Source organism: Lutibacter sp. HS1-25 (assembly GCF_004121075.1).
In the GTDB taxonomy this organism is placed as follows: domain Bacteria; phylum Bacteroidota; class Bacteroidia; order Flavobacteriales; family Flavobacteriaceae; genus Lutibacter.
On sequence record NZ_RHLN01000012.1, the window covers coordinates 55,119 to 79,700 of the forward strand.

At 31.6% G+C, this 24,582-nt stretch carries 16 protein-coding genes and 1 pseudogene; 5 read left to right on the forward strand and 12 right to left on the reverse strand.

Features of this window, described 5'->3' with window-relative positions; genetic code table 11:
• Window positions 1-34: 34 nt before the first annotated feature.
• From EC396_RS06375 to EC396_RS06390, 4 genes are all read right to left on the reverse strand, one after another.
• Complete coding sequence (locus tag EC396_RS06375; RefSeq protein WP_129365871.1) at window positions 35-2,113, reverse strand: beta-N-acetylhexosaminidase; 2,079 nt, start codon at window positions 2,111-2,113, stop codon at window positions 35-37.
• Between the two features lie 7 nt (window positions 2,114-2,120).
• Window positions 2,121-4,034 carry a glucosamine-6-phosphate deaminase gene (gene nagB / locus EC396_RS06380; protein WP_129365872.1) on the reverse strand — a complete coding sequence of 638 codons (1,914 nt, stop codon included), beginning with the start codon at window positions 4,032-4,034 and terminating at the stop codon, window positions 2,121-2,123.
• 172 nt (window positions 4,035-4,206) lie between these two features.
• On the reverse strand, window positions 4,207-5,784 hold the full coding sequence (locus EC396_RS06385; protein WP_129365873.1) for a RagB/SusD family nutrient uptake outer membrane protein: 1,578 nt from the start codon (window positions 5,782-5,784) through the stop codon (window positions 4,207-4,209).
• A 4-nt stretch (window positions 5,785-5,788) separates the two neighbouring features.
• Window positions 5,789-8,881 carry a SusC/RagA family TonB-linked outer membrane protein gene (locus EC396_RS06390; RefSeq protein WP_129365874.1) on the reverse strand — a complete coding sequence of 1,031 codons (3,093 nt, stop codon included), beginning with the start codon at window positions 8,879-8,881 and terminating at the stop codon, window positions 5,789-5,791.
• A 232-nt stretch (window positions 8,882-9,113) separates the two neighbouring features.
• Between EC396_RS06390 and EC396_RS06395 the strand changes: the two genes are divergently transcribed.
• From EC396_RS06395 to EC396_RS06410, 4 genes are all read left to right on the forward strand, one after another.
• The gene (locus EC396_RS06395; RefSeq protein ID WP_240665646.1) at window positions 9,114-10,181 is read left to right on the forward strand and encodes a sensor histidine kinase; all 1,068 of its coding nucleotides are present in this window, start codon (window positions 9,114-9,116) and stop codon (window positions 10,179-10,181) included.
• Window positions 10,171-10,887, forward strand: coding sequence for a LytTR family DNA-binding domain-containing protein (locus EC396_RS06400; protein WP_129365875.1), 717 nt, complete (start codon window positions 10,171-10,173; stop codon window positions 10,885-10,887). Before EC396_RS06395 ends, EC396_RS06400 begins: the two co-directional genes overlap by 11 nt.
• Window positions 10,888-11,065: 178 nt before the next feature.
• Complete coding sequence (locus EC396_RS06405) at window positions 11,066-12,385, forward strand: sugar MFS transporter (RefSeq protein WP_129365876.1); 1,320 nt, start codon at window positions 11,066-11,068, stop codon at window positions 12,383-12,385.
• A gap of 21 nt (window positions 12,386-12,406) precedes the next feature.
• A complete protein-coding gene (locus EC396_RS06410) occupies window positions 12,407-13,510 on the forward strand; it encodes an acyltransferase family protein (RefSeq protein ID WP_129365877.1) in 1,104 nt (367 codons plus the stop codon).
• 161 nt (window positions 13,511-13,671) lie between these two features.
• On the opposite strand, the gene EC396_RS06415 is transcribed toward EC396_RS06410, so the two are convergent.
• The 4 genes from EC396_RS06415 to EC396_RS06425 form a co-directional block, all read right to left on the reverse strand.
• The gene (locus EC396_RS06415) at window positions 13,672-14,349 is read right to left on the reverse strand and encodes a response regulator (RefSeq protein WP_240665647.1); all 678 of its coding nucleotides are present in this window, start codon (window positions 14,347-14,349) and stop codon (window positions 13,672-13,674) included.
• Window positions 14,342-16,408, reverse strand: coding sequence for a sensor histidine kinase (locus EC396_RS06420; protein WP_129365879.1), 2,067 nt, complete (start codon window positions 16,406-16,408; stop codon window positions 14,342-14,344). The genes EC396_RS06415 and EC396_RS06420 overlap by 8 nt, the downstream gene beginning before the upstream one ends.
• 94 nt (window positions 16,409-16,502) lie before the next feature.
• Window positions 16,503-16,664, reverse strand: coding sequence for a hypothetical protein (locus tag EC396_RS17835; protein WP_164975214.1), 162 nt, complete (start codon window positions 16,662-16,664; stop codon window positions 16,503-16,505).
• Window positions 16,665-16,871: 207 nt separating this feature from the next.
• Window positions 16,872-17,597, reverse strand: a complete 726-nt coding sequence (locus EC396_RS06425) for a LytTR family DNA-binding domain-containing protein (RefSeq protein WP_240665648.1) — start codon at window positions 17,595-17,597, stop codon at window positions 16,872-16,874.
• Window positions 17,598-17,791: 194 nt separating this feature from the next.
• Here EC396_RS06425 and EC396_RS06430 point away from each other — a divergent pair, with 194 nt between their 5' ends.
• Complete coding sequence (locus EC396_RS06430) at window positions 17,792-17,989, forward strand: hypothetical protein (RefSeq protein WP_129365881.1); 198 nt, start codon at window positions 17,792-17,794, stop codon at window positions 17,987-17,989.
• Between the two features lie 145 nt (window positions 17,990-18,134).
• Here the strand turns inward: EC396_RS06430 and EC396_RS06435 are convergent, their stop codons facing one another.
• The 4 genes and pseudogenes from EC396_RS06435 to EC396_RS06450 all read right to left on the reverse strand — a co-directional run.
• Window positions 18,135-20,309 (reverse strand): heparinase II/III family protein, encoded by a 2,175-nt coding sequence (locus tag EC396_RS06435; RefSeq protein WP_129365882.1) that lies wholly within the window; start codon window positions 20,307-20,309, stop codon window positions 18,135-18,137.
• A 334-nt stretch (window positions 20,310-20,643) separates the two neighbouring features.
• Window positions 20,644-22,953, reverse strand: a complete 2,310-nt coding sequence (locus tag EC396_RS06440; RefSeq protein ID WP_129365883.1) for a chondroitinase-B domain-containing protein — start codon at window positions 22,951-22,953, stop codon at window positions 20,644-20,646.
• A 33-nt stretch (window positions 22,954-22,986) separates the two neighbouring features.
• Complete coding sequence (locus tag EC396_RS06445) at window positions 22,987-23,655, reverse strand: bifunctional 4-hydroxy-2-oxoglutarate aldolase/2-dehydro-3-deoxy-phosphogluconate aldolase (RefSeq protein ID WP_129365884.1); 669 nt, start codon at window positions 23,653-23,655, stop codon at window positions 22,987-22,989.
• Between the two features lie 297 nt (window positions 23,656-23,952).
• Window positions 23,953-24,582: pseudogene (locus EC396_RS06450) on the reverse strand (6-phosphofructokinase); the annotation flags it as partial.

The following is a 24,582-nucleotide window of genomic DNA, read 5'->3' on the forward strand; positions in this document are numbered from 1 at the left end:
TTAAAATTTATAAAAACAAGTATTTATAAGAATGCTACTGTTTTATTTTTTTACTTTTCGGAGTGATTTTACGGCTATTTTTATCGACTAAAAAAGCATGTAATTTTTGCAAATCATGATAAACTGCCAAATCAACATCAACAACTGGTTCTTTTAAAACCTGTAATAAGCCCCCTATTTTTTGAAGTTGCTCTTTGCTTAAATTTTCATTTTGAAAAGCATTTTTAAATGCTGTTGAAATTGAAGCTAAGTTGCGATACAAAGGATCAATTGTATTTAAAATCGGATTCTTTTTTAAATTTTTAAAAGCCTCATAATTAACAATCCAAGTATCAAAAAAGTGGGTTATTGCTTCAGTATTTGAAGCATTTTGTTCGGTTAAAAAGTTATTAACTGCTTTTTTAAATGTAAAACTATCAGCCGCATCAACAGTACAAGCGTCGGCAAAAAGCGTAAATGGCGAAAATGTTTTGTATTCTGTTCCACCTGCATTACGCGAATAAATTTTCACAGGTTCACAAACTTTTGTCAAAACTTCCAAAGATTCTGTAGGCTGATTGTTGGTGATATTTCTTAAAATAACATCACGGTTTCTAATTTGAGTAATTCCCAATTCCTCTAACCTAAAGTTAACATACGCTAAACGTTTGTACATATTTTCAACATCATTTACAGATGCATCAGACCAAAATCGCTCTGCAATGGCTGCGGTTCTTGGCCACAATCTAGAATCTATATTTAAAGGCGTAACCAACTCGCTCCACATAGTTGCTTCACCACCTAAAATTCTTGCTTTTTCTTCGGCAGTTAAATTATTGGTATTAGGTAAAGGATCTACCAAATAATGCTCGCTAACCGGTTGCATTAAATCTATATAAAAACCATTTGAAAGAATGGTATAATAACCTTTTTTAGCTGCAGCAATTAACGAACTTCCCAACTCCACACCTTCATTTACACCTTTCCAAGAATGAATTAAAGCTGAAGTAGGCATTTTATCGGTCATAATTTCTTCCCAACCCATCAACGATTTTCCGTTTTTTGCCAAAATTTCTTCCAATTTAATATTGAAATAAGTTTGCAAATCGTGGTTGGTTTCCAAACCATGCTGCTTCATAAAAGCCTGAATTTCTTCATTTTCATCCCAATGCTTACCTTCATTTTCATCGCCACCAATATGTACATATTGATCTGGAAACAAAGTTGCCATTTCACCAAACAAATCACCTAAAATTTCATAGGTTTTTGGGTTGATAGGATTTAAAGTTGGATCAAAAATACCCGAAAACCTTTCGATTGTATAAACAGTATCTTTACTTGCAATTTCAGGATATGCAGTTAAAATTGCCGTTGCATGACCTGGCACATCAACTTCTGGCACTACACGAATCCCTCTGTCTGAAGCATATTTTACCACTTCTTTAATTTGATTTTGCGTGTAATACAAACCATCTGAACCCAACTGATGCAATTTTGGATGCGTTTTAGACTCAATTCTAAAGCCTTGATCATCGGTCAAATGCCAATGAAAAACATTCATTTTAACTGCAGACATTGCATCTAAATTTCTTTTTAACACCTCAACAGGCTGAAAATGTCTTGCAACATCAATCATCAATCCACGCCAAGTAAATCTTGGAAAATCCTGAATTGATACTGCTGGAAAATAATAAGATGAATCGTTGTTATTTAACAATTGCAACAAGGTTTCTAATGCGTGAATTGCACCAATATCTGTTGTAGCTTCAATACTTATTTTTGAATTTGAAACTTTTAAAACATACGATTCATCTTCATTAACTGCTAATTTTCCAATACGTTGATACGCAATTTCTAAAGAAGGGTTTTCAACTTCAGAAGCAGAAAAAGCAAAACCATTGTCTATAAAAACACCTGTTCTACCACTCAATCTTCTTAAAAAATTGGTCGTTGCCAAATCAATTCTTTCCGAATTTGAATTATTAACCCCAATTGTAAAATCTGGTTTAACAATAAACTCGCCAGTTTCCAAAGTAATTTTTTGAGGCCAAGGCATTAAATTCAGGCTTTTTGATTGCCCAAAACAAGTTATTGTAAATACACTAAAAAAGAGAAATAGAATTTTTTTCATCATATTTTTATTAATAGTAATATCTTTTGAAAGCTTCTAAAGCAGCATAATCTGCCAAACCTAGTTTGTGATATTTTACAGCAGTTTCATTATTTCTTTCTTCAGCTCTTACCCAAAATTCGCGTGTATCATTTCCTTGAAACATTACACCATCTTTTTGTGATTGGTGAAAAAATATGGCTTTTCTTTTTTTCAAAACCTGATCTGGACTCATTGGAACAGCCATATCAATTTGATGAATACTCCACTCGTGCCAAGCACCACGGTATAACCAAACCCAACAATCGTTCATATAATCGTTGTGTTTTAATTGTTTTAGTGCTGCAAAAATGGCATCTAAACAAACTTTATGCGTACCGTGTGGATCGGCTAAATCTCCTGCTGCATACACCTGGTGTGGCTTAATAGTCGCTATTAAATCGGCTACAATTTCAACATCAACAATGCTTAGTGGATTTTTTTTAACACGTCCGGTTTCATAAAAAGGAAGATTTAAAAAATGTATATTTTCATCTGGAACACCTATAAAACGGGTTGCAGCCAACGACTCTCTTTTTCGTATAATTCCTTTTAAATTTCTAACTTCAATTTCATCTTCAATATCACCAACTTTGGTGTTAATTTTTCTAATAATATCATCAACTTTAGGATAAGTAGGATTGATATCTTTGATAACTTCGGCATATTTTAATGCTTCAGAATCTGATACTGCAATATTTCCTGAAGTTTGATAAGCAACATGAACTTCGTGACCTTGTTCAACCAAACGATCAAAAGTACCTCCCATTGAAATTACATCATCATCGGGATGCGGACTAAAAATAAGCACTCTTTTTTTAGCAGGATTTGCTCTTTCTGGTCTTGAAGAATCATCTGCATTTGGCTTACCTCCTGGCCAACCTGTAATGGTATGTTGCAATTTGTTAAACATAACAATATTGATATCGTAAGCCGAACCTTCCTGTACCAAAAGACTTGACATTCCGTACTCATTGTAATCTTTGTCTGTTAATTTCAGAATAGATTTTCCTGTTAAATTACACAACCAAACAATGGCTTTACTGGTTAATTCTTCAGACCAAATACAAGGACCTACTAACCAAGGCGTGTTTAAACGTGTTAAATCCTGTGCAGCTTCATCGTCTAAAATAAAAGTTGTATTTGGGTGATCTTGCAAATAGGTTGCAGGAACTTCTGAAGTAATTTCGCCCTCAATAGTTTCCTTAATAATAGATGCTTTGTTGTGTCCCCAGGCCAATAACACAATTCTTTTTGCTTTTTTAACAGTACCAATTCCCATAGTAATGGCTTTTTTTGGTACATTGTTAATTCCTAAAAACGAAGGAGCAGCATCTTCTCTGGTCATATGATCTAAGGTAATACTACGAGTTCCAGAATTGTAGTGAGAACCCGGCTCGTTAAAACCAATATGTCCGGTTCTACCAATACCCAACAATTGAAAATCTAAACCACCATATTCTTTAATTTTTAAATCGTAATCAATACAATATTGGTGTAGTTCTTCTAATGAAACAGTTCCTGAAGGAATGTGAATATTTTTAGGGTTGATATCTACGTGGTTGAATAAATGCTGATGCATAAAGTAATAATAACTATGCACACTACTTTTATCCATTGGATAATATTCATCTAAGTTGAAGGTAATTACATTTGAAAAACTCAAACCTTCTTCATTGTGCATTCTAACCAATTCTTCGTACACTTTTATTGGCGAAGAACCCGTTGCCAAACCTAAAATACAAGGTTTGTTTTTATCTTGTTTGCTTCTAATTAATGAAGCTATTTCTTGTGCTACACAAACAGAACCTTCTTCTGAATTAGCAAATACTACGTTGTGTATTTTTTCAAATCTGGTATCTTCAAATTGACCAGCAGGTTTGTGTGCAATGTCTGTAGTTGTCATAGTTGGATTTTTTATACTAAAATTGTAATACAGTAAATTTAATAATTAGATATGCTAAAAGTTTTATTTTTTCGACCAAAAGCTGCTAATGAGCGACAAAAAACAAACGGGAATGATTAATTCCCGTTTGAAAACATTTAATTAATCCATTTTAAATTTCGTTTTTAGAAATTTAAAAATTACTTCCAGCGATATCCCACCAAAGTCTTGTACCACCTGTATCTGGTCCGTTTAAATACCCTTTTGCAATTTCTACATTAGCTCCGTTGGTATTTATTTCATTTTGAACAAAATTGATTCTTCTAATTTGAATATTTGTATCAATTTTACCTCCACTATTATTAATAACTACTGGGAAAACTCTAGGATAACCTGTACGTCTAAATTCGCTCCAAGCTTCTTGACCATCAGGGAACATTGCTATCCATTTTTGAGTAATAATTTGCTCTAATTGTTCTTCGTTAGTACCAGCATTGTTGTAAGCAATTTTAACTTCACTAGGATATGTAAAATTATTTGCTGGATTTATAGCATCCACAAAATCTTTAGGCGTGCTTGTATTATCAGCCAAATAAGCATCTGCACCACTTACTCCATGTTGTGCAAAAGAAGCTTTTACACCATTTTCGTAATTTGCTTTTGCAGTACCTGCTCCAGACCAACCACGCAATGCAGCTTCAGCTCTTAAAAAATAAACTTCAGCAGCAGTCATCCATTGCATAGTTTCAGTTTCTATAGCACTACCAATAGCTGAATGCGCACCGTATTGACCTTTAGCTTCAATTTCAATTCCCATTCTAATACCTTTGTAAGCACCATTTAAAGTTGGGTCTTCGGCTGGTTTAAAATAAACTTCTTTTCTACCATCATCAAAACCTTCTAAAATAGATTCCATTTCAGCACCCATTCTAATATCTCCCCAAGAACCACTTATTACTGTTAATGGATGTGCATAACCAGTATTGATATACATATCTGTAGATTCTAATAAACCAGCATCACTTGACAATGATTTTTCACCTTCAGTTTTTGCTAAAGTTGCATCAACTTTAACAACTCGCATTGCTAAACGCAATCTTAAAGAGTTTGCATATTTACGCCACATTGCAATATCACCACCTAATGATGACATATCAAAAGGCACAAATTGTGTATCACCTTCAAAACTTTTTAACCCATCAATTGCAGCATCTAATTCAGCAAAAAATGCATTATATGCTTCACTTTGAGAATCGTAAATCCCAGTTGTAGCAAAATCGTCAAATTTTGTATAACGAATTGGCCCGTAAATATCTGAAACTCTGTGCATAGCACTTACTCTAATAATATTAGACAAATGCACAAACTTTTCTCCTGAAGGATCTCCACTTAACGCAACTGCATTTTTAATATCAAGTGCAAATGGCATTACGCTTCCGTAAGCATCGCCCCAAGGAAAACCATTCCAACCATCAACCAACGAATAAGTCATGTTGTTTACATTACCTGCAAATGGTGTTGGAGGTGTCATATATCCTGAATACACATCGCCAATTAAATTTTGTTGTAATTGGAAATTCCAAGCAGGAGTTACATTAAATACATTTAAAAACATTGGGGTAAAAGAACCACCAATATGATTGTTCATTTGTGTTAAACTTTCGTTTGAAATACCGTTTGGATCAGTATTTATATCTTCAAAGTCACCTGTACAGTTTACTAAACTGATAGCCATAACCGAAGCAAGTGTATATTTTATTATTTTATTCATTGTCTTAGAAATTTACGTTAATATTTAGTCCAATACTTCTTGTTGATGGTTGACCATAAATATCAACTCCTTGTAATCCCATTCCTGTACTTGAAGCAATATTTGGATCAAATGGCGCTTTTTTATAGAAAAAGAAAAGGTTATTACCAATTACAGAAAATCGGATATTATTTACTCGGCTATCAGGGAATATTAAGTTATACCCTACTGATAGTTCTCTTAAACTTACGTTGGTAGCATCGTATACATATTCTCCAATAAGACCTGCTCTACCACCAGTTTTAGTATAGTAATCTTGTGCTGTCATTTGTTGTGCATTTCCACTTCCATCAACAACATCAATCATTCCACCATTTCTATTTCTAGCATCAGCAGAAGCTTGAGATACACCATAAAAATCGTTTACAGCTTCAGTAATACTTACTACATCACCTCCAAATTTAGCATCAACTAAAAAGCTAACTTGGAAATTATCAAAGCTAAATGAGTTATTCCATCCTAATGTAAAGTCTGGTTGCGCGTGAGCAATTGTTTCCCAATCTGTAGCTTCAATACTAAATCCGCCAGCACCATCGTCACTTACAACAGGCAAACCGTTTTCGTTTCTTACTACTGAACGACCTCTGATACTTCCAAAATCTTCACCTTCAATTAATGAATAACCATAACCGTTTACACCTGGTGCAGTTATAATTGCTTCACCATTTTGTAATGAAGGGTGAACTGATACAACTTTATTTTTATTAGTAGCAAAGTTTAAAGCAGTTTCCCAAGTAAAGTTATCTTTTACAACAGGTTTTGCATCAACAGTTAATTCTACACCACTGTTTTTAATTTCACCTGCGTTTACAATATTTTGAACATAACCTTCTAAATTAGGCTCTGCAGCAATATAAAATATTTGGTTTGTTGTTTTGGTATTGTAATAAGTTAAGTCTAAACCTAATCTGTTACCTACAAATCTCCATTGCGTACCAATTTCAAATGAATTTTGTTTTTCTGGCTCTAAAGTTTCACCTTCAATTACACCAAATGTTGGCTTGGCAAAGTTACCTTGACCGTTAGGAATTGTATTTAAAGGAATGGTTGCATACGCAGGAATATCTTTACCTACAATTGCATATGATGCTCTTAATTTTGCAAAAGTAACTGACTTAGGCAATTCAAAAATTTCACTTAAAACACCTGTTAAACCAAATGATGGGTAAAAGAAAGATTTTGAAGCAGTATTTACCAATGTAGACGACCAGTCATTTCTTCCTGTAACATCTAAATACACCATACTTTTGTATCCAAAATTAACCGATGCAAAAACCGATTGTACTTCTCTGTTATAAACAGATTGTAACAAATCTTTAGTTTCAGCAAAGTTTCCAATAGTAAATACATTTGGATATGTTAAACCTTTTCCTATACCTGAATCTAAATGTAACTGATCTCCTGTTGAATATTTAGTTAAACTTGTTCCTAAAATTGCTGAAAAGTTAAAATCTTCAGTAATATCTGTATTGTAATTTGCAATTAAATCGATATACTGTTGTGTGTTTTCTGTTTTTTCTAAAATATATCTACCTGTTGCAGGTACAAAAGTAGGATCACTTCCTGCATACATTCTTTTATCAAAAGTAAAAAATGATTTATCGTAACTCGCTCTAGACTGAACAGATAAGTTGTCTAAAATTTGGTATTTAGCCGAAACGTTAGCAACTACTCTTTGCGCAACATCTTTACTTTGGTTGCGGTTTACTAACCAATATGGATTTTGTTGAATATTTTCATCAAAAGAAGTCGCATATTGATCCATCATATTTAAATCTGCATTAAAATACTCAAAGTTTTTATAATCGTTTAAGTCAATTCCAACTGGATTTAAATACAAGCCAGTTAAAGGATTTGAATACAAACCGTTTGTTGGTCTGTTCCAAATACGTTGGTCAGATAAATTTATACTTGCACCAACTGTAATTTTATCATCTAAAAAATTAGCAGTTTCTTTAACATTAAAGTTATTTCTTACCATTCGGTTATTTGGCATTACACCATTTACAGAAGTATTTGCATAAGAAACATAAGTTTGTGCCATTTTGTTACCCGCTAATAACGATAACGATTGGATAGCAGTAATTCCTGTTTCAAAAAAATCATCCACAGTATTTGATAAACCACTTGCTTTTGAACCCCAAGATTTAGGATCAGTAACATTTCCGTTTTCAGCAATTGCTTGTCCTACTGAATTTGATTGGTATTCAGTTTGTAATTTAGGTAATGAAGTTACATTGTCTACTGTTAAACTGGTATTGAAGTTTACACTTAACTTACCATCTTTACCAGATTTAGTCGTAATTAAAATTACACCATTGGCACCTTGACTACCGTATAATGCTGAAGCCGAAGCACCTTTTAAAACTGTTAAACTTTCAATATCATCAGGATTGATTAATGATAAAGCATCACCACCATCTCTGTTACCTGTTTGATCACCAAAAATATTAGTTCCTGGAGTTTCTCCATTACTACCATTTCCGCTATTTAACATTGGTACACCGTCTACTACATATAATGGATCGTTGTTTGTTGTTGAAGAGTTACCCCTTAATACTACTTTTGAAGATCCACCAGCTCCTGAAGAACTTTTAGTAATAGTGATACCTGCAGATTTTCCAGACAAACTATTAATTGGGTTTGTTTGTTTTACAGTAGTTAACTCATCACCTTTTACTTCTTGTGCAGAATAGGTTAAAGCTTTTTTCTCTTTTTTAATACCCAAAGCAGTAACAATCACCTCGTCTAAACTTAGTGCATCTTCTTGTAATTTTGCATTTACAATATAAGTTTCGTTAACAGGAATCAATTGCGTTGTCATCCCTATAAATGAAAACTCTAAAACGTCTCCTTTTGAAGCTTCAATGCTAAAATTACCGTCATAATCGGTTTGAGTTCCTTTTGTTGTTCCTTTAATCACAACATTTACTCCTGGAAGCGGAGCTTGATCTGATGCAGCTGTTACTGTACCAGATACTGTTTTCACTTGCGCAGCCACTTGTTGTGTAATTGCGAGTGAAAAAATCAGCATAAATAATGGTATTAATTTTTTCATAAATAAATAAATTAGTTAAATTTTGTTTTGATAAACGTATAAATAGAATCCCCTACTTCAAAAAAAATTCTATATACGACACAAAAAAAACAACGAATAACATGTTTTTTAATATTAAAGAAAACGTTTTCATAAACATATATATTTAATTGTTTTAAAATTTTGTCAACCTAAAAAAAACAACTACTTTTTCCGCCATAATCACATTTACACACCTTAAAATTAGTAACTTTTGAGATCAAAATGGCTTCAAAATACCAGTTATTCAATACCTATTAAATACCATATTTGGTTTTGGTTGGGTTATTTTATGTTCAACTTTATACGTTGGGGAAGTTATTTTGACGACTATTGGTACTCTTTAAAATCTAACCTTGTAGAATTTCCGCTACATATTGTATTTGTATATTTCAACATCTATTATTTAATACCTAAATTTATTTTAACCAAAAAATACAAAACCTATATTGTTGTATTTATTGTTTCGCTGGGAGTAATTTATGTGCTTCGTACTGGCTTAAACTATTTATTGGTAACTAAAAATATTTGGCCCGAAGCTGAAAACCCACAACAAGCATTTACTTTTAACCATATTATTGCTGTAGTTTTGGGTGAAATTTATGTAGTGGCTTTGGTTACTGCTATAAAATTAATTTTTGACTGGATTTATGAGCGCGACAGGGTTGAAAATCTTCAAAAGGTACAATTAGAAACAGAACTAAAATATTTAAAATCTCAAATACAACCACATTTCTTTTTCAATACCCTAAACAATTTATATGCGCTTACTTTAGAAAAATCGGATATCGCGCCAAGTGTGGTTTTAAAATTATCTGAAATCATGCAATATGTTTTATATGATGTTAGAGAACCTAAATTGAGATTGTTTACAGCCATTAATTACATTCAAAATTATTTAGATTTAGAACGTTTGCGATATGGAGATCGCATTATAACAAGTACAGATATTGAAGGAAACATTGAAGATATTGAGGTTCCTCCATTGTTATTTCTTCCTTTTATAGAAAACTGCTTTAAACATGGTGCTAAAAATACCGACACCATTGAAGTAAACATCTATTTTGAAAATGTTTTAGATAAATGGCTTATCTTTAAGGCTGAAAACTCTTTTAACAAATCAGTTGAATTGACTGAAACAACAAATACGCGTAAAGGAATTGGCAATCAAAATGTAAAAAGAAGACTTGAATTGTTATTTCCCAACAATTTTGAATTAAAAACCGAAATTAAAGACAACAAATATTGTGTTTATTTAAAAATACCTATCAATGAAAATTAAATGTATTATTATTGATGATGAACCTTTAGCAATAAAAGTAATTGAAAATCATTTAAGTGAATTTCCAACTATGGAGCTTGTTGCCACATACAATACGGCAATTGCAGCTTTACCTATTATTGAAAGTGGTGAAATAGATGTGGCTTTTTTAGATATAAATATGCCCAAAATGAGCGGATTGGATTTTTTACGTTCATTGCCAACAAAACCACTTATTGTAATTACAACTGCTTACCGAGAATATGCTGTTGAAAGTTTTGATTTAGATGTGCTGGATTATTTGGTAAAACCAATTCCGTTTGCACGCTTTTTAAAAGCAATTGCTAAAATAAACACAAGAATAGGTATAGACAAAAGCAGTGAAGTAACTTTTAAAGAAGATCCTTTTATTTTTTTAAAAGTTGATAAAAAATTGATGAAAATTAAGCTCAACGATATTTTATTTATTGAAAGCTTAAAAGATTATATCAAAGTATTTACTACAACTGGTGATTTTTTGGTTCACAAATCTATGAGCAGTATTGAAGAAGAATTACCAAGTGAAAATTTCTTACGAATTCATCGTTCGTTTACCATTGCGCTAAATAAAATAAAATCTATTGAAGGTAACTCGGTTGAAATTGCAAACCGACGCGTTCCAATTGGTCGTAATTATCTTCAAATTGCCAAACAAAAAATATTAAACAGCACCGATTTTATTGAATAACAGTTGTTTTATTTATTTTACAATTATTGTTCGTCTTTAAATTTTGTTAGTCTGACTATTATTTTATGCTACTTATAGAAAATAGTTAGCAGTAATAAATTATTATACTATTTTTAAGCCTATGAACACTCAAATGGTGTTTTTTCAGACTTTATTAACCAAACAGTAAATAATTTATATGTCAACCACTCAAACTTCAACAAAAAACAGCACATTAGTCCCAATCATTATTATTGCCGGTTTATTTTTCATTTTTGGTTTTGTTACCTGGATAAACGGGGCATTGATTCCGTTTATGAAAACCATCAACGAATTAACCTCGGCACAATCATTTTTAGTAGCTTCGGCTTCTTATATTTCATTTGTAGTTATGGCAATTCCTGCTTCTTCAATAATCAACAAAATTGGTTACAGAAAAGGAATGAGTTTAGGACTAATTGTAATGGCCATAGGTGCTTTGGTTTTTATTCCTGCTGCTGAAGCACGTACTTACTGGATATTTTTAACTGGTATTTTTATTCAAGGTATGGGAATGACCTTGTTACAAACAGCTTCAAATCCATACATTACCATTTTAGGCCCTATTGATAGTGCTGCAAAACGAATTGCAATTATGGGAATTGCCAATAAAATTGCAGGTGCTTTGGGTTCATTAATATTTGGAGCTTTATTATTATCGGGTATTGATGAAGTAAACGAAAAATTAAGCACCGTAACTCTTGAAGAAAAATCTCAACTTTTAGATACTATGGCAGATAGCGTAGTTACACCTTATATTGTAATGGCTGTTGTGTTATTTGTTTTAGGAATTTTAATTAGAAAAGCACCGCTACCACACGTTGAAGCAGAACCTATTGAAACACCTAAAGATGGCGAAACTTTAAAAACAAATATTTTTCAATTTCCACATTTATGGCTAGGAGTTTTAACCTTATTTGTATATGTTGGTGCCGAAGTAATTGCAGGCGATACCATTATTGCTTACGGAATTTCAATTGGAATTCCGGTTGAAGATGCCAAGTTTTTTACCACATTTACCTTAATGGCAATGGTTTTAACTTATGCACTTGGTGTATTTTTAATACCTAAATTTATGAGTCAGGCTTTTGCTTTAAAAGCAAGTGCCGTATTGGGTATTGTATTTACTTTTTGCATTGTATTTACCTCTGGATTTACATCGGTATTATTTGTTGCCGCTTTAGGAATTGCAAACGCATTGGTTTGGCCAGCGGTTTGGCCACTAACTTTAAAAGGTTTGGGTAAGTTTACAAAAACAGCTTCGGCATTGTTAATTATGGCAATTGCTGGTGGTGCAATTATTCCGCCTTTATATGGTAATTTGGTTGACGGACATAGAGTAGAATTAATCGCTCAAGGAATGAGTGAAGCTGCTGCAACAGCCGAATCAGCTACTTCTGGCTATTGGATTTTATTGCCTTGCTACCTTATTATTTTATATTATGCCATTGCAGGACATAAATTAGGGTTGAAAAAATAAGCTAATTAAAAATAAAATAATATGGCTACTCAACGTTTAATAGCGCTCGATGTAATGCGCGGATTGACCATTGCATTGATGATTATGGTTAATACACCTGGAAGCTGGGAATATGTATATCCTCCTCTATTACATTCAACTTGGAATGGCTGCACACCAACAGATTTGGTTTTTCCATTTTTCCTTTTTATTGTAGGGGTTTCTATGTGGTTTTCGTTTAAAAAATTCGACCAAGGAATTACAAAAAAATCACTTTACAAAGCATTAAAACGTTCTTCAATTTTGTTTTTATTAGGCGTTTTTCTAAATGCTTTTCCTTATTTTGATTTTGAAAACTTACGCATATTTGGAGTTTTACAACGCATTGCTATTGCTTATTTAATTAGTGCACTTTTGTGTATGCAATTTAATTACAAACAATTGGCTTATATTTTTTTAGGTATTTTAGTTGGATATTGGGGCTTATTATTTTTTGGAGCTTCTGAAGGTCCTTTTGAATTGACTACCAATTTAGTTAGAAAAGTAGATTTATTACTTTTGGGTGAAAAACATTTGTATGGTGGTTTTGGAATTGCCTTTGATCCAGAAGGTTTACTTTCTTCAATTCCGTCTGTAGCCACTATATTGATTGGCTATTTTTCAGGAAGAATCATAGAATTTTCTGGAAGTACAATGGACACTATTAAAAAATTACTGATTTTTGGCGCAATTGCTACATTTATTGGATGGCTTTGGAATTTTATATTTCCAATAAACAAAGCACTATGGACAAGTACCTATGTACTTTACACTGGCGGTTTGGCAATGGTTTTTTTAGCTTTTTTATTGTGGTTTATAGATGTAAAAGGTATTAAAAAATGGGCAAAACCATTTATTCATTTTGGTACAAACCCTTTGGCTATTTATGTATTTTCTGGCTTGTATGTTTTGGTTATTATTTATTTAATTCACATCACCAATGCTCAAGGCGTAAGTGTTTCAGCATATGACTTTTTGTATTCAGACGTTTGCGTACCTATTGCAGGTAAAATGAATGGTTCTCTTTTATTTGCAGTAATGCATATTATTTTCTTTTGGTTTGTCACTTATATTTTATATAAGAAGAAAATTTTTATAAAAATTTAAGTTTTTTCCATACTTCAAAATAGCTAAAACCATAAAGTTTTACTTTAAAAAGCAATTAAATCAATTCTAATTTTTATAGGATAAAATAAAGGCTATATTTGAAATATGTTATAATAAATAGATCAACCCCAAAGACATTTTTATAACAAAAAAGGGTTTATTTAAATAAACCCTTTTTCTTTTGCTTTTAGTATCAATTCTCTATCATCGTTGTCCTGAACTTTAAACAACTCTTTCAATTGTTTCTTTCTTTTTTCAAGTCCTGGCATTGACATAGGAATTATATTTGGAAGGTCTTTCATTTTGGTTCCAATAGACATTTCATACAACAACTGTCTGTCTATTTTATCCAATTTATAATCTGTTGAAGATTGCTTGCGAAACAATTCTAAAACCGATTTACTATAATAAGGTGAATTGTCTAAAATGGTTTTTATTGAAGTTACCAATTCATCTTTATTGATATCGTTTTTAATTAAAAAACCATCCGGATTTACACTTTTAAGAATTACCTGAATGCGATAATTATCGTTAAAAGTAGTAGCCACAATAACTTTACAACTTGGAATTACTTCTTTTATTTTAACTCCAATATCTTCGCCCGATAAATATTTCCCATCACTTGAAGGTGGTAAAGAAATATCTAAAAATACGATATCTAAATTACCGCTTTTAGAAACCGAATTAATATGAGCAACAGCATCGTCACAATTGGTAACAATATCAATATTAAAAGTTACATCTTTTTTTTCAGCACTTATATATTCAAAAGCACTTTTATAGGCATCAGCAATTATTGGGTGATCATCAACTATTAATACATTATAAATTTTACTCATCATCATTATTTTGTAGGGAACAAGATACAAATATAGTAGTTCCTTTATTAATTTCAGAGTGAATATTAAAAACTCCGTTCAAATTATTTGCCCTTGATTGCATATTTTTAAGTCCAATACCCTTTCGTTTGTCTTTAACATCAAAACCAACACCATTGTCTTTTATGGTTAAATTTAGCATTGCATTTTCTTCCAATTCAATATAAATCAACACGTTTGTTGCTTTAGAATATTTTATAACGTTTTGTAAACCCTCTTGAATAATTCTGTAATAATTAATTTTTATATCGTCTCTAACCTCATCCCAAATAACGTCGCTATCACAACTAAATTTATATTCAAACTCCCCTAAATTACTAATTTGATCGATTAAATCGGTGATAATTTTTGAGAAATCTTCTTTTGAAGATAAAATTTCATTCTTTAATTCGTGTGAAATGGCTCTAATTTCTTTTTCAATATTTTGAAGTTCATCTATATAATTTTTGTGTTTTTCAATCGTATCAGCATCTCCATTAACATTTAAAAAACCCAAACCAAGTCTAGTTCCAAAAATTTTACCCAAAACACCATCATGCAAATCCTGCGCAATTCTGTTACGCTCGTTTAAACGTCCTTCTTCAAGTTTAGATTGTTGTTTTAACATCAAAGAAAAAATTTCTTCATTGGCTTTTTGCTGCTCTTTTTCAAAAAGCAATTCTTTATTTTTAGCCGATTGCACCCTAATAAAATAAGCCAATAACAACAACAGTACTGCAAAAAAAGCACCGATTGAAATAAATATTTTTTGTTGAGATAATTTTTCAGTTTCCTCAATATATTCATCGGTTTCAAAACGAATTCTGGTAAACTTATTTCTAATCTTTCGCTCTTCAATTTGAAGACTGTCATTTAAAAAAACATATTCTTTTAAATAACTGTTTGATTTTTGTTTGTCTATTTTTGAAAGTAGCAGTAACGTTTCAAGCTTATCTCTGTTGTTTTCAACCTGACCAGACAAACCATTGGCTTCATTAGCCAATTTAACAGCAGTTAAAGTATCTAATTTGTAAGCGTAAAATTCGCTTAAATGACGTTTACTAATAACAATTCCCGAGAAATTATTTATACTATCCCGTATTTTAAGTGCATAATCAAATTGATTGTACACATTTGCAGTATCTCCACTTAAAAATTTGGTATAAGCAATATTGTCAACCAACCTTGCATAAAAATTGACATCCTGTTTTTTTAAATTCTTATTATCTAAAACCTGTTCGAATATTTCTATAGCCTCCTCGAATTTTTTTTGCTTTTGAAAAACCAAACCCAAATTACTCAAAGTCCACCCTTTATAATTTCCTTTATCCTCAACATCATTTAAATAAGTCAAAGCTTTGTTGTAATAAAACACAGCCCTATCAAATTCTTCGAGATTGTAATAGATCAATCCTAGATAATTGTAACTTTGATAGAGATCATCATATTTATTTAATTTTTCAAATTTTGAAATCGCCTCAAAAATAGATACTTCACTCCCTGTATAATCTTTTAAACGCCCCTGAATAAATGCCATATTGTACAACATTTTACCCGTATAGTATTCATGATTAGTCATTTTAAACTGCTCATAGGCCTTATGAAAATGATAATAAGCACTGTCTATAACTTCCTTTTGAGTGTAAAATGTTCCAAAATTCCAATGTGCATCTCCAATTTTAAAAGTATCTTTTAATTTAACAGCATACTGCATTGCTGTTGTATTTACGGTTTTAAACAAAGCATCATTAGTTAAACCTCCAACATCAATTGCTAATTCTGAATAAATATTACTTTGTTCCCTTTCAGAAGGCAAGGTTTTCGTATAAGCATAAGCTTTTTGCACTGCCAATTCCCGCTCTTGAAGTGTATTTTTAAAATCACGAGCTTGTTCAATCCAAATAGCTACACTGTCTTTTGATTTATTTTTCGAAGAAATTACTGCATTTTTATGATCATCACAGCTAAAAACTGCCATCGCTAAAAATAAGCATACAAAAAAAGAAAGTAAAGGGTTGTTATGATAAAAGCTTGTTTTCAATGGGATTGTTTTGTAAAACAAAGCTACTAAAAAAGCCTTAACTTTTGGTTAAGGCTTTTTAAACTTTTATATGTTGTAATTTTACGCTGTAAAATTAGTTTCTTTTTGTCATGATAGCTGCACTACCTTCTTCACCAGTTTGTGAAGTTGCTTGTACTGTATTGTATAATTCATCATCTTCAGAAGAATCATTAGAACAAGAAATTGCGAAGTTAGCGAATAATAAAATTGCGAAAATGTATTTAATAGCTTTCATAATATGGGGCGTTTTTTAATTGGACAATATGTTTTTATAATTATTTTATCTTTTGTGTAATGTGTTTTAAACATTGTAAAAATCAATATTTAACTGCTTAATTACACTGCTAAAATACTACAACAAAGACATTTAGAACGAATAAATTCGTTGCCTTTAGTAAAACAGTAAGGTCTGAGTGTATAACCCCGTATTGTGAAAGGAAAATTAATTTAACGACTGGTAAGAATACTCTGATAAAGCTCTATTCATACTTTCTATATTATCAATATAGGTTTTTGTAAAAGGAACTTCATAGTCGTTTCTTTTAATAGTACAAGTAAATTTACCATATTGTATGCGAGAAACAAAATTTTTATTGATAATATAACTTTTATGAATTCTATGAAAATTGTTTGGCAGTATTTCTTCAAACGTTTTTAATGTTTTAAAAGCACTAATTACATTGCCATCATTCATATAAAAGTCGGTTGTATTGTTATCGGCTTTTAAAAATAAAATTTCATCGGTTTTTAAATACTGATAATCTTTATATGATTTTAAACAAATATTTTTTCTGGAGCGAGCTGGTATTTTTTTAAGGACTCTTAAAACTGTTTTACGAATTTCAAGTTCTTCAAGCGGACAAAGTAAAAAATCGAAGAAACCGCTTTTAATCACTTCATATATTCTATCTTTTGAATAAGACACTGCAATAAACACAGGAAAATCTTCATTAAACAAATTAAGTTCTTGAGCAAACTCAAAAGGATTGTCTTTAAAGTTATCAATATTAAAAAAGACCAAGTCGGGTGATTCTTTTAAAATAGTATTCATAGCTTCCTTGTATTCACAGGAAACACCAATACAGTTAAACTCGTAGTAATCTTCTAAAACACTCTTAATGTTTTGAATAGCATTTGAATCATTGTCGATAATAAAATAGTTTCTCATAATTTTAGGATACCATAAAATTTATAATGGTTAAAATTACTATAATTATCGATAAAAAGAGTATGGATTATCCTTGCTTTATTTACGGATTAATTCTCCTTTTTTTTAAACATCGTACTTACCTTTAGCATATTATTAAATGAAACAAATTATAAAATTTAGAAGCCCAACTAAACGATTTGATTACATAAAAAATGAAAAAAAAAGACCTTAATAAGCTAAATAACATTAAAGAAGACGAAAAAGCTAAAAAATCTAGTAACATGAAAAAATTCCCCACAGTTCAACCGGAAAACTCTGACAATAACAAGTCTGACAAATCAAATAACAATCCAAATAACATGTATCCTAGCGATATTCAATTATTATTTGAACGCTTAGGAATTGTATAACTTACTTTAAAATCAACCCCAATTAGATTTTAAATTATATGGAAAAGTAGTGATCCCCTCTCATTACTTTTTTTATAAGATATACTAAGTAGCCTATTTTAAAATTTCCAAGCAATTGGTTACAATCGCTGCTCTAGAGAACTTCCTAATCCTTTACATCAACACCAACATTCTGATTACCCAATAGTTTTACTTCAATTTTTTCTGCGGAAGTATTTATGTAAGCATCTGTAAATTCGGAAAATTCAATTGTTTTATTATTGTATTTCAACTTTTTCACACCAAAAAAGTAAGATTCATTTTCTTTGGTTAATGAAATTGTATTTTCATTTTCTGAAACCCACATAGCAGCGTTTAGCTTCCAACCTTTTAAATCTGGCAACGTTTTTAACTCATCTATCCTGTTATCAAAACCTTTATAAGGAAATAAGATTGTAACAAAACTAAAATCACCTGCTGTTGTTTTTGAAAGCACTGACCATTGTTTTCCTCTAGTTCCTTCACTTTTTACATTGTCAATTTTATGCAACTGAAAAATATCAAAACCAGTGGCATCGTCAAAAGTTGCACGTATTAAATTTACTCCATTTTCAACCGAGTAATGACCCTGCCAAACTTGTTTATAAACATGTGCCTGAGCTGATTTAAAGTTATCTTTTACAATCCAAAAATCATTTTTAACATTAATTACTTGTCTTGAATATGCAACGTCCACATTTTCAAATCCGTTATGAGAACCCACAAACAAATCGTACTTACTATTGTTTTCCCAAATAATTACTTTCGGATTTGGCAACGCTAAAAATTTACCAAAACCGCTTCCACCCTGATTTGAAGTATACTTTTTACCCTGTAATTCATCATCAACCAAAGCAACATTTTTTACCATTGAATTTTTAAAAAACCCATAATCTTCTAAAGAATAACGCACTTGATAATTAGGCAAAACCACCTTGCCATTTGCCATTGCCTGTACACCTAACATATCACCGTGTTGATGATCTGGCTTATCTGGATCTAAACCTGCCGAAATAATCATCATATTATCATTTAAATCCCAACCATTTCTTTGCACAAAATAACCCGTTGTTAAAAAAGAGATTGATTGAAAATTTGGCTGCTCTTTTTGAATGTTATCAAGTAATGAAAGTTGATTTTTACTTAAATACCAATACATTTTAGAAGCAACTTTGGAATTTGCAAAATAACCCAATGAAGGCTCTTCAAACAATAAATAGCCCAATGTTAAAGCACCTGATATGTCATTTTTTTCAGCCCAAGGATTGTCGGTATCATCTTGTAAAACCGGAGCAGATTTATCTGGATAAGCAATTTTTGTTAAGGTTGTAAACAACGAATTTAACTTTTCTTCCCAAAAAGGAGCTACTTTTATACCACTCAATTTGGCTAATTGATATACAAAATAATAATTTTCAATATCACTCATGTGATAATGAACAGAGCGTTCGAACTGAAAACCATCATCATTTATTTCTTTATCCAAATGTTCACCTAACAATTGCATTGACCTTTTATACCAGTTATCAGCTCCTTTAAAATCTCTAAATAAAATTGAAAGCATTGCCAAAGCCGACATACCGCGTGTTTGATGATTTCCTGCAACAAATTCAGTATTTGTTGCATACAAATTTGCAGCGTGTTGTAATAAGGTTGCAATAGTTGTTAACTGATCTTGGTGTGTATATGCCTTTTCACCCAAAAACATATTGTGAATTTCTAACCAATTTAACACACGATAACCCGAACGAAACGCCTCGTAAACACCATTTCCATCTTCTATTTTCTCATATTGATTCAATTCTAAAGCACTATTTAAAGACGCTACCTGATTGACAAAATAGTTTAGGTATTTTGTGTCTTTATTTTGATAATTATAGTAAAAAGCAATGTCGACCATTTTATGCTGACGCGCCAAGTGCCTTAAAGCATACGCATTTACAGGCTCACCATTTAAATAATTAAATGGCAACACCCATTGTGTACTATCTGCAAATTTTGAAATATGATCTAAAGCATTCTCTGTATGAGACACCTTATTTTCTGGGTATAATTGCTGATATATCTCAAATCTATTATTGAAGTTTTTCCAATTGTAAAAATAACGTTCTGCAAATTTTTCACGAAAATAGTTAGCTAAATCCACTTCTGAAACAACGCCGTTTTTACTTAACTCTTGTTGAACAGAAGCATTTAAATATTGATATAAATTAGCCGTGCTGATTACTTTATTAGTCGGAATTTCCTGACCAAAAGCAATGGACGATATAAATATTAAAATGCTAAATAATATTGTTTTCATGATTATATGAATTTGATTGTTGGCTGTTGCGCTTCGGCAAGTTCCGCATGACAACTTTGGTTTTTAGCTACTTAAGATTTTTATAATGACTTAGAATACGCTCAGCCACCAAAGTTCTTTTGACTTTAGACTTGAAACTTTAGACTTTAGACTTTAGACTTTAGACTAAAAAACATCTCCCTAACCCTCCTCAAGGAGGGAATCTTCTGAACTTATTTATATTGTTTTTTAAAAAAAACTTTTGACTTTAGACTTCGAACTTTTAACTTTTAACTTTTAACTTTTAACTTTTAACTTTTAACTTTTAACTTTTAACTTTTAACTTCAAACTATTTTAATACATCAACTTCAATTCAAGGTTTTCTTGAACTAAGATTTTGCCTGAATTTTCAATGGTATTATTAGACGCTGTATTGTTTTTTGCACCCCATAACAAGGCAACTAATTTCACTTTGTTATTTTTGAAAGTATTGTTAGAAATATCCACATTTACAATTCCGGTTGAATTAATTAAAACGCCGTTGGCCTCTTTGGCACCGCAATTGGTAAATGTATTATTGCTTACCAATAAATTTCCGCCAATAGTTGATTCGTCGTAACCACCTCTATAATAATCAATCACATTACTTTCTACGTTTGTAAACTGACAGTTTTGAATTGTTAAATATTCGACATTGTAATCTCCTTTGTCATTAATTTCTTCTGATAGTTCAATACCATTTGCACAATTAACGATTGAAGTGTTTTCAACCAAAATTTCTTCAGCAAAAGTTTGCTTATAGGCTTTTAAAACATAATTAAAATCGCTGATTTCGCATCCTGAAACAAACAATCCAAAATGATTGGACATATTTTCTTTTAAACTTGCAAAAGCTTGTTGCGTTCCATTTCCTGAAAGAATCACATTTTTTAACGTTAAAATACCGTAAGGATTTAAAGCAAACACAGGTGTATTTTCTGCGCCTTCAAAAATAATTTTTGCTTTTTCTTCACCTAAAGATTGTATGGTAATACTTTTGTTTATAATTAATGATGATGAAATTGTATATGTTCCACTATTTAAAGACACAATATCTCCTTTGTTTGCTGAAGCTATTTTAGCAGCTAAATCATCTTCAACAGTAACTTCAATTGTTTGGGCTTCATAAGCAGGTTTTTCACTTAAAAACCAAGTTGCGCCATATTTTTTCTTGTCTAAAATCAAAGGATCTTTAGTTGCTCCTTCAATTGAAGCTCCAATATTGTTATTTTCAGTTCTTGAATTTCCAAATAAATCTTTGGTAATGGTTTCAAATTCAAAACCTAGAAATGGTTTTATTTCGGTTGAAATTCCTTTTGGCACAAAAAGATAATCGTTTATAGCAACCAACTCAAAATTGTTTGGTGTAATGCGTTTTTCATCTTTAAAAGCAACACCTTGATTGTTAATTACATTGCTTTGGAAGTTTACCCCATCAGCTTCATCGTGCTCAATTATTGGATTTGCATCTCCAACATTGTTATAAATTACATTATTTGCCACCACCGTTCTTAATGGTCTCGCTGAACGAATTTCAGACAAAGGCAATACGTCTTTTTGAGCAATATTTGTACCTACACCAAATTGCCAAGGCGATTTACAGTTTACATAAGTATTGTATGCAACAACAACATCTGTAACTTGATTGTAACGATTTAATGGTGATTTTGGAATTCCGTTCATTACTGCTAACGGACTTCTAAAGTTTTCACCTATTAAATTATAAAAATAATTATTTGTAATCCAATGACCTGTATTTACAATTCTTATTCCTCCAATATTTGCATTTTTACCATCACCAATAAAATAATTACCATCAATAGTTACATAATTTCCGTGACGTGTAACTACAGAACCTTCACTTTTATAAAATACATTGTTTCTAATTTCGTTGAAATTTGTTTTACTTGAAATGACTTCAACTTCACCATTACATTCTTCAAATAAGTTATGAGCAATGGTTGTATTGCTTGGCGACATAGACGTAAAACTACTACCTAACTGAATAGTTTCTCCCCTTGCACCACCTTTACGCGGTCTTGGTCCAAAATGATTGTAAACAATTTGATGGTAATTTTTAATGCTCTCGTTACCCTTTAAATCTACCCTAACTGTTGGGCCTCCATTGGTTTTACCTGTTAAATAACAATGATCTAATTGGTTATATCTTCCAAAAAATTGCACCCAATGATCGTCTCTATCACGTTGCAACTGATTAAAATCTTCAATAACACAGTTGGTAACTGTACAATTATTAGCTACTTGGTTTTTATCAATTCTGAAGGCAATTACGTCTTCTGAAGGTGTATATCCATTTCTAAAATACAAACCGCTAACTATTAAATATTCTCCACCAAATTTTAAATTTGAAATACCTTCAATAAAAACTTCACCAGCAGTTTCTGCACGTAAAGTTATTGGTTGTTCTTTAGTTCCGTGTCCAATAAATTCAATTTCAACATCTTTCCAAACACCATTGGCAAGTACAATTACATCACCAGGTTTTGCTTCAGTTATAGCTAAATTTAAAGCTGCTTTATCTGCAACATTTACAATATTATTTTTCACTTCTTTACAAGAAATGAATATGAATATAAAACTAATAAGGAAAATATTTTTGTACATGACTATGGTGTTTTAATGATTTTTTGATGAAGATTACTTTCTGATTTCTTTGATTAAAGCTATGGCGTTTTTAACGTCTTGCTCTAATTTTGCGTAATCTTTATTTTTAATGATTTCTCCTGAAATCAATTGAGAACCCATTCCAACACAAGTTACACCTGCGCCAAACCAAGCCGATAAATTTTCCTTAGTTGGTGAAACACCTCCTGTTGGCATAATGCTTGTCCAAGGTTGAGGCCCTTTGATTCCTTTTACAAACTGAGGTCCGTAAATATCTCCAGGAAATAATTTTACTACTTCACAGCCTAATTCCTCGGCTCTTGTGATTTCAGTCAAAGTTCCACAGCCTGGTGACCATAATACTTTACGACGGTTACAAGCAATGGCAATGTCTTCTCTTAAAACTGGTGTTACAATAAAGTTTGCACCCAATGCCATATACAATGAAGCGGCTGCAGCATCGGTTACTGAACCAACACCCATAATCATTCCAGGTAATTCTTTGATGGCATATTTGGTTAATTCGCCAAAAACTTCGTGAGCGAAATCACCACGAGCGGTAAACTCCATTAAACGTGCACCACCATCGTAACACGCTTTTAATACTTTTTTACTTAATTCTATATCACTGTGAAAAAACAAAGGAATCATCCCTGTTTCTTTCATTGCCGTAGCAACTTCTATTCTTGTAAATTGTGCCATTTTTTTTGTTTTATTTTGTTTTGTTAGTTGTTGCGCTTCGACAAGCTCAGCGTGACAATTTTGGTATTCAATATATTATTTGGCTTCGACTACGCTCAGCCAACGATAACTTTTAGACTTCAGACTTTTCAACTATTCAACTATTCAACTATTATATGGCTTCGACTACGCTCAGCCACCAATAACTTTCAGACTTTCAGACTTTAGACTTTAGACTTTAGACTTTCCAACTATCATATGGCTTCGACTACGCTCAGCCACCGATAACTTTCAGACTTTAGACTTTTCAACTTTATTTCACTCCCAATTCAATATTTTTTTAAAATCGTAATCTGCTGGATTATCGACATATTGTTTTGCTGATTCGTAATCTTTTTCTCTGATATAAATTAAATTATTGATAAAAAGTTGCGCCATATCCGACTCAATATCTACCAATCGTGGCTGTACTTTTCCGTTTTCGTCTTGAAAATCTTTTAAATACAAAGGCGTTATATCTCCCCTTGAATTTGCACTTACAATACAACCCGAAACACCATTGTCGTATAATTTTTTAACACCTATACCCAATAAAGTACAAAGTGTTAAATCAAAAGCAATTGGTTTACAACATCTTAATTCGTAGCCAATTTCAACGGGTCTGGTTTTAATATCCAAGCCTAATTCTTTTAGTTTTAATTGCAATAAGTAATTGAATATATGCGATTTACTTACATTTCCCAATTCAGGATGCCCGTGATCATCATAGGTAAAATTAATACCCGAATTGATAATTTCTTCTTCTTCCATAAAATGAAAAACACCTTCACTTACCAAAGCTACCCCATACTCAATACCTCTAATTTTACTTTTTATGATTGATGAAATAATCATATTTGTCAATTTTTCAAAAGTAATTTTGGTTTTGTTGAACATTTCAGGAATAAT

Excerpts from the sequence above, each read along its gene's own strand:
- EC396_RS06375 (WP_129365871.1), bottom strand. The coding sequence starts at position 2,113 with ATGATGAAAAAAATTCTATTTCTCTTTTTTAGTGTATTTACAATAACT.
- nagB (WP_129365872.1), bottom strand. The coding sequence starts at position 4,034 with ATGACAACTACAGACATTGCACACAAACCTGCTGGTCAATTTGAAGAT.
- EC396_RS06385 (WP_129365873.1), bottom strand. The coding sequence starts at position 5,784 with ATGAATAAAATAATAAAATATACACTTGCTTCGGTTATGGCTATCAGT.
- EC396_RS06390 (WP_129365874.1), bottom strand. The coding sequence starts at position 8,881 with ATGAAAAAATTAATACCATTATTTATGCTGATTTTTTCACTCGCAATT.
- EC396_RS06400 (WP_129365875.1), top strand. The coding sequence starts at position 10,171 with ATGAAAATTAAATGTATTATTATTGATGATGAACCTTTAGCAATAAAA.
- EC396_RS06405 (WP_129365876.1), top strand. The coding sequence starts at position 11,066 with ATGTCAACCACTCAAACTTCAACAAAAAACAGCACATTAGTCCCAATC.
- EC396_RS06410 (WP_129365877.1), top strand. The coding sequence starts at position 12,407 with ATGGCTACTCAACGTTTAATAGCGCTCGATGTAATGCGCGGATTGACC.
- EC396_RS06415 (WP_240665647.1), bottom strand. The coding sequence starts at position 14,349 with ATGAGTAAAATTTATAATGTATTAATAGTTGATGATCACCCAATAATT.
- EC396_RS17835 (WP_164975214.1), bottom strand. The coding sequence starts at position 16,664 with ATGAAAGCTATTAAATACATTTTCGCAATTTTATTATTCGCTAACTTC.
- EC396_RS06425 (WP_240665648.1), bottom strand. The coding sequence starts at position 17,597 with ATGAGAAACTATTTTATTATCGACAATGATTCAAATGCTATTCAAAAC.
- EC396_RS06430 (WP_129365881.1), top strand. The coding sequence starts at position 17,792 with ATGAAAAAAAAAGACCTTAATAAGCTAAATAACATTAAAGAAGACGAA.
- EC396_RS06435 (WP_129365882.1), bottom strand. The coding sequence starts at position 20,309 with ATGAAAACAATATTATTTAGCATTTTAATATTTATATCGTCCATTGCT.
- EC396_RS06440 (WP_129365883.1), bottom strand. The coding sequence starts at position 22,953 with ATGTACAAAAATATTTTCCTTATTAGTTTTATATTCATATTCATTTCT.
- EC396_RS06445 (WP_129365884.1), bottom strand. The coding sequence starts at position 23,655 with ATGGCACAATTTACAAGAATAGAAGTTGCTACGGCAATGAAAGAAACA.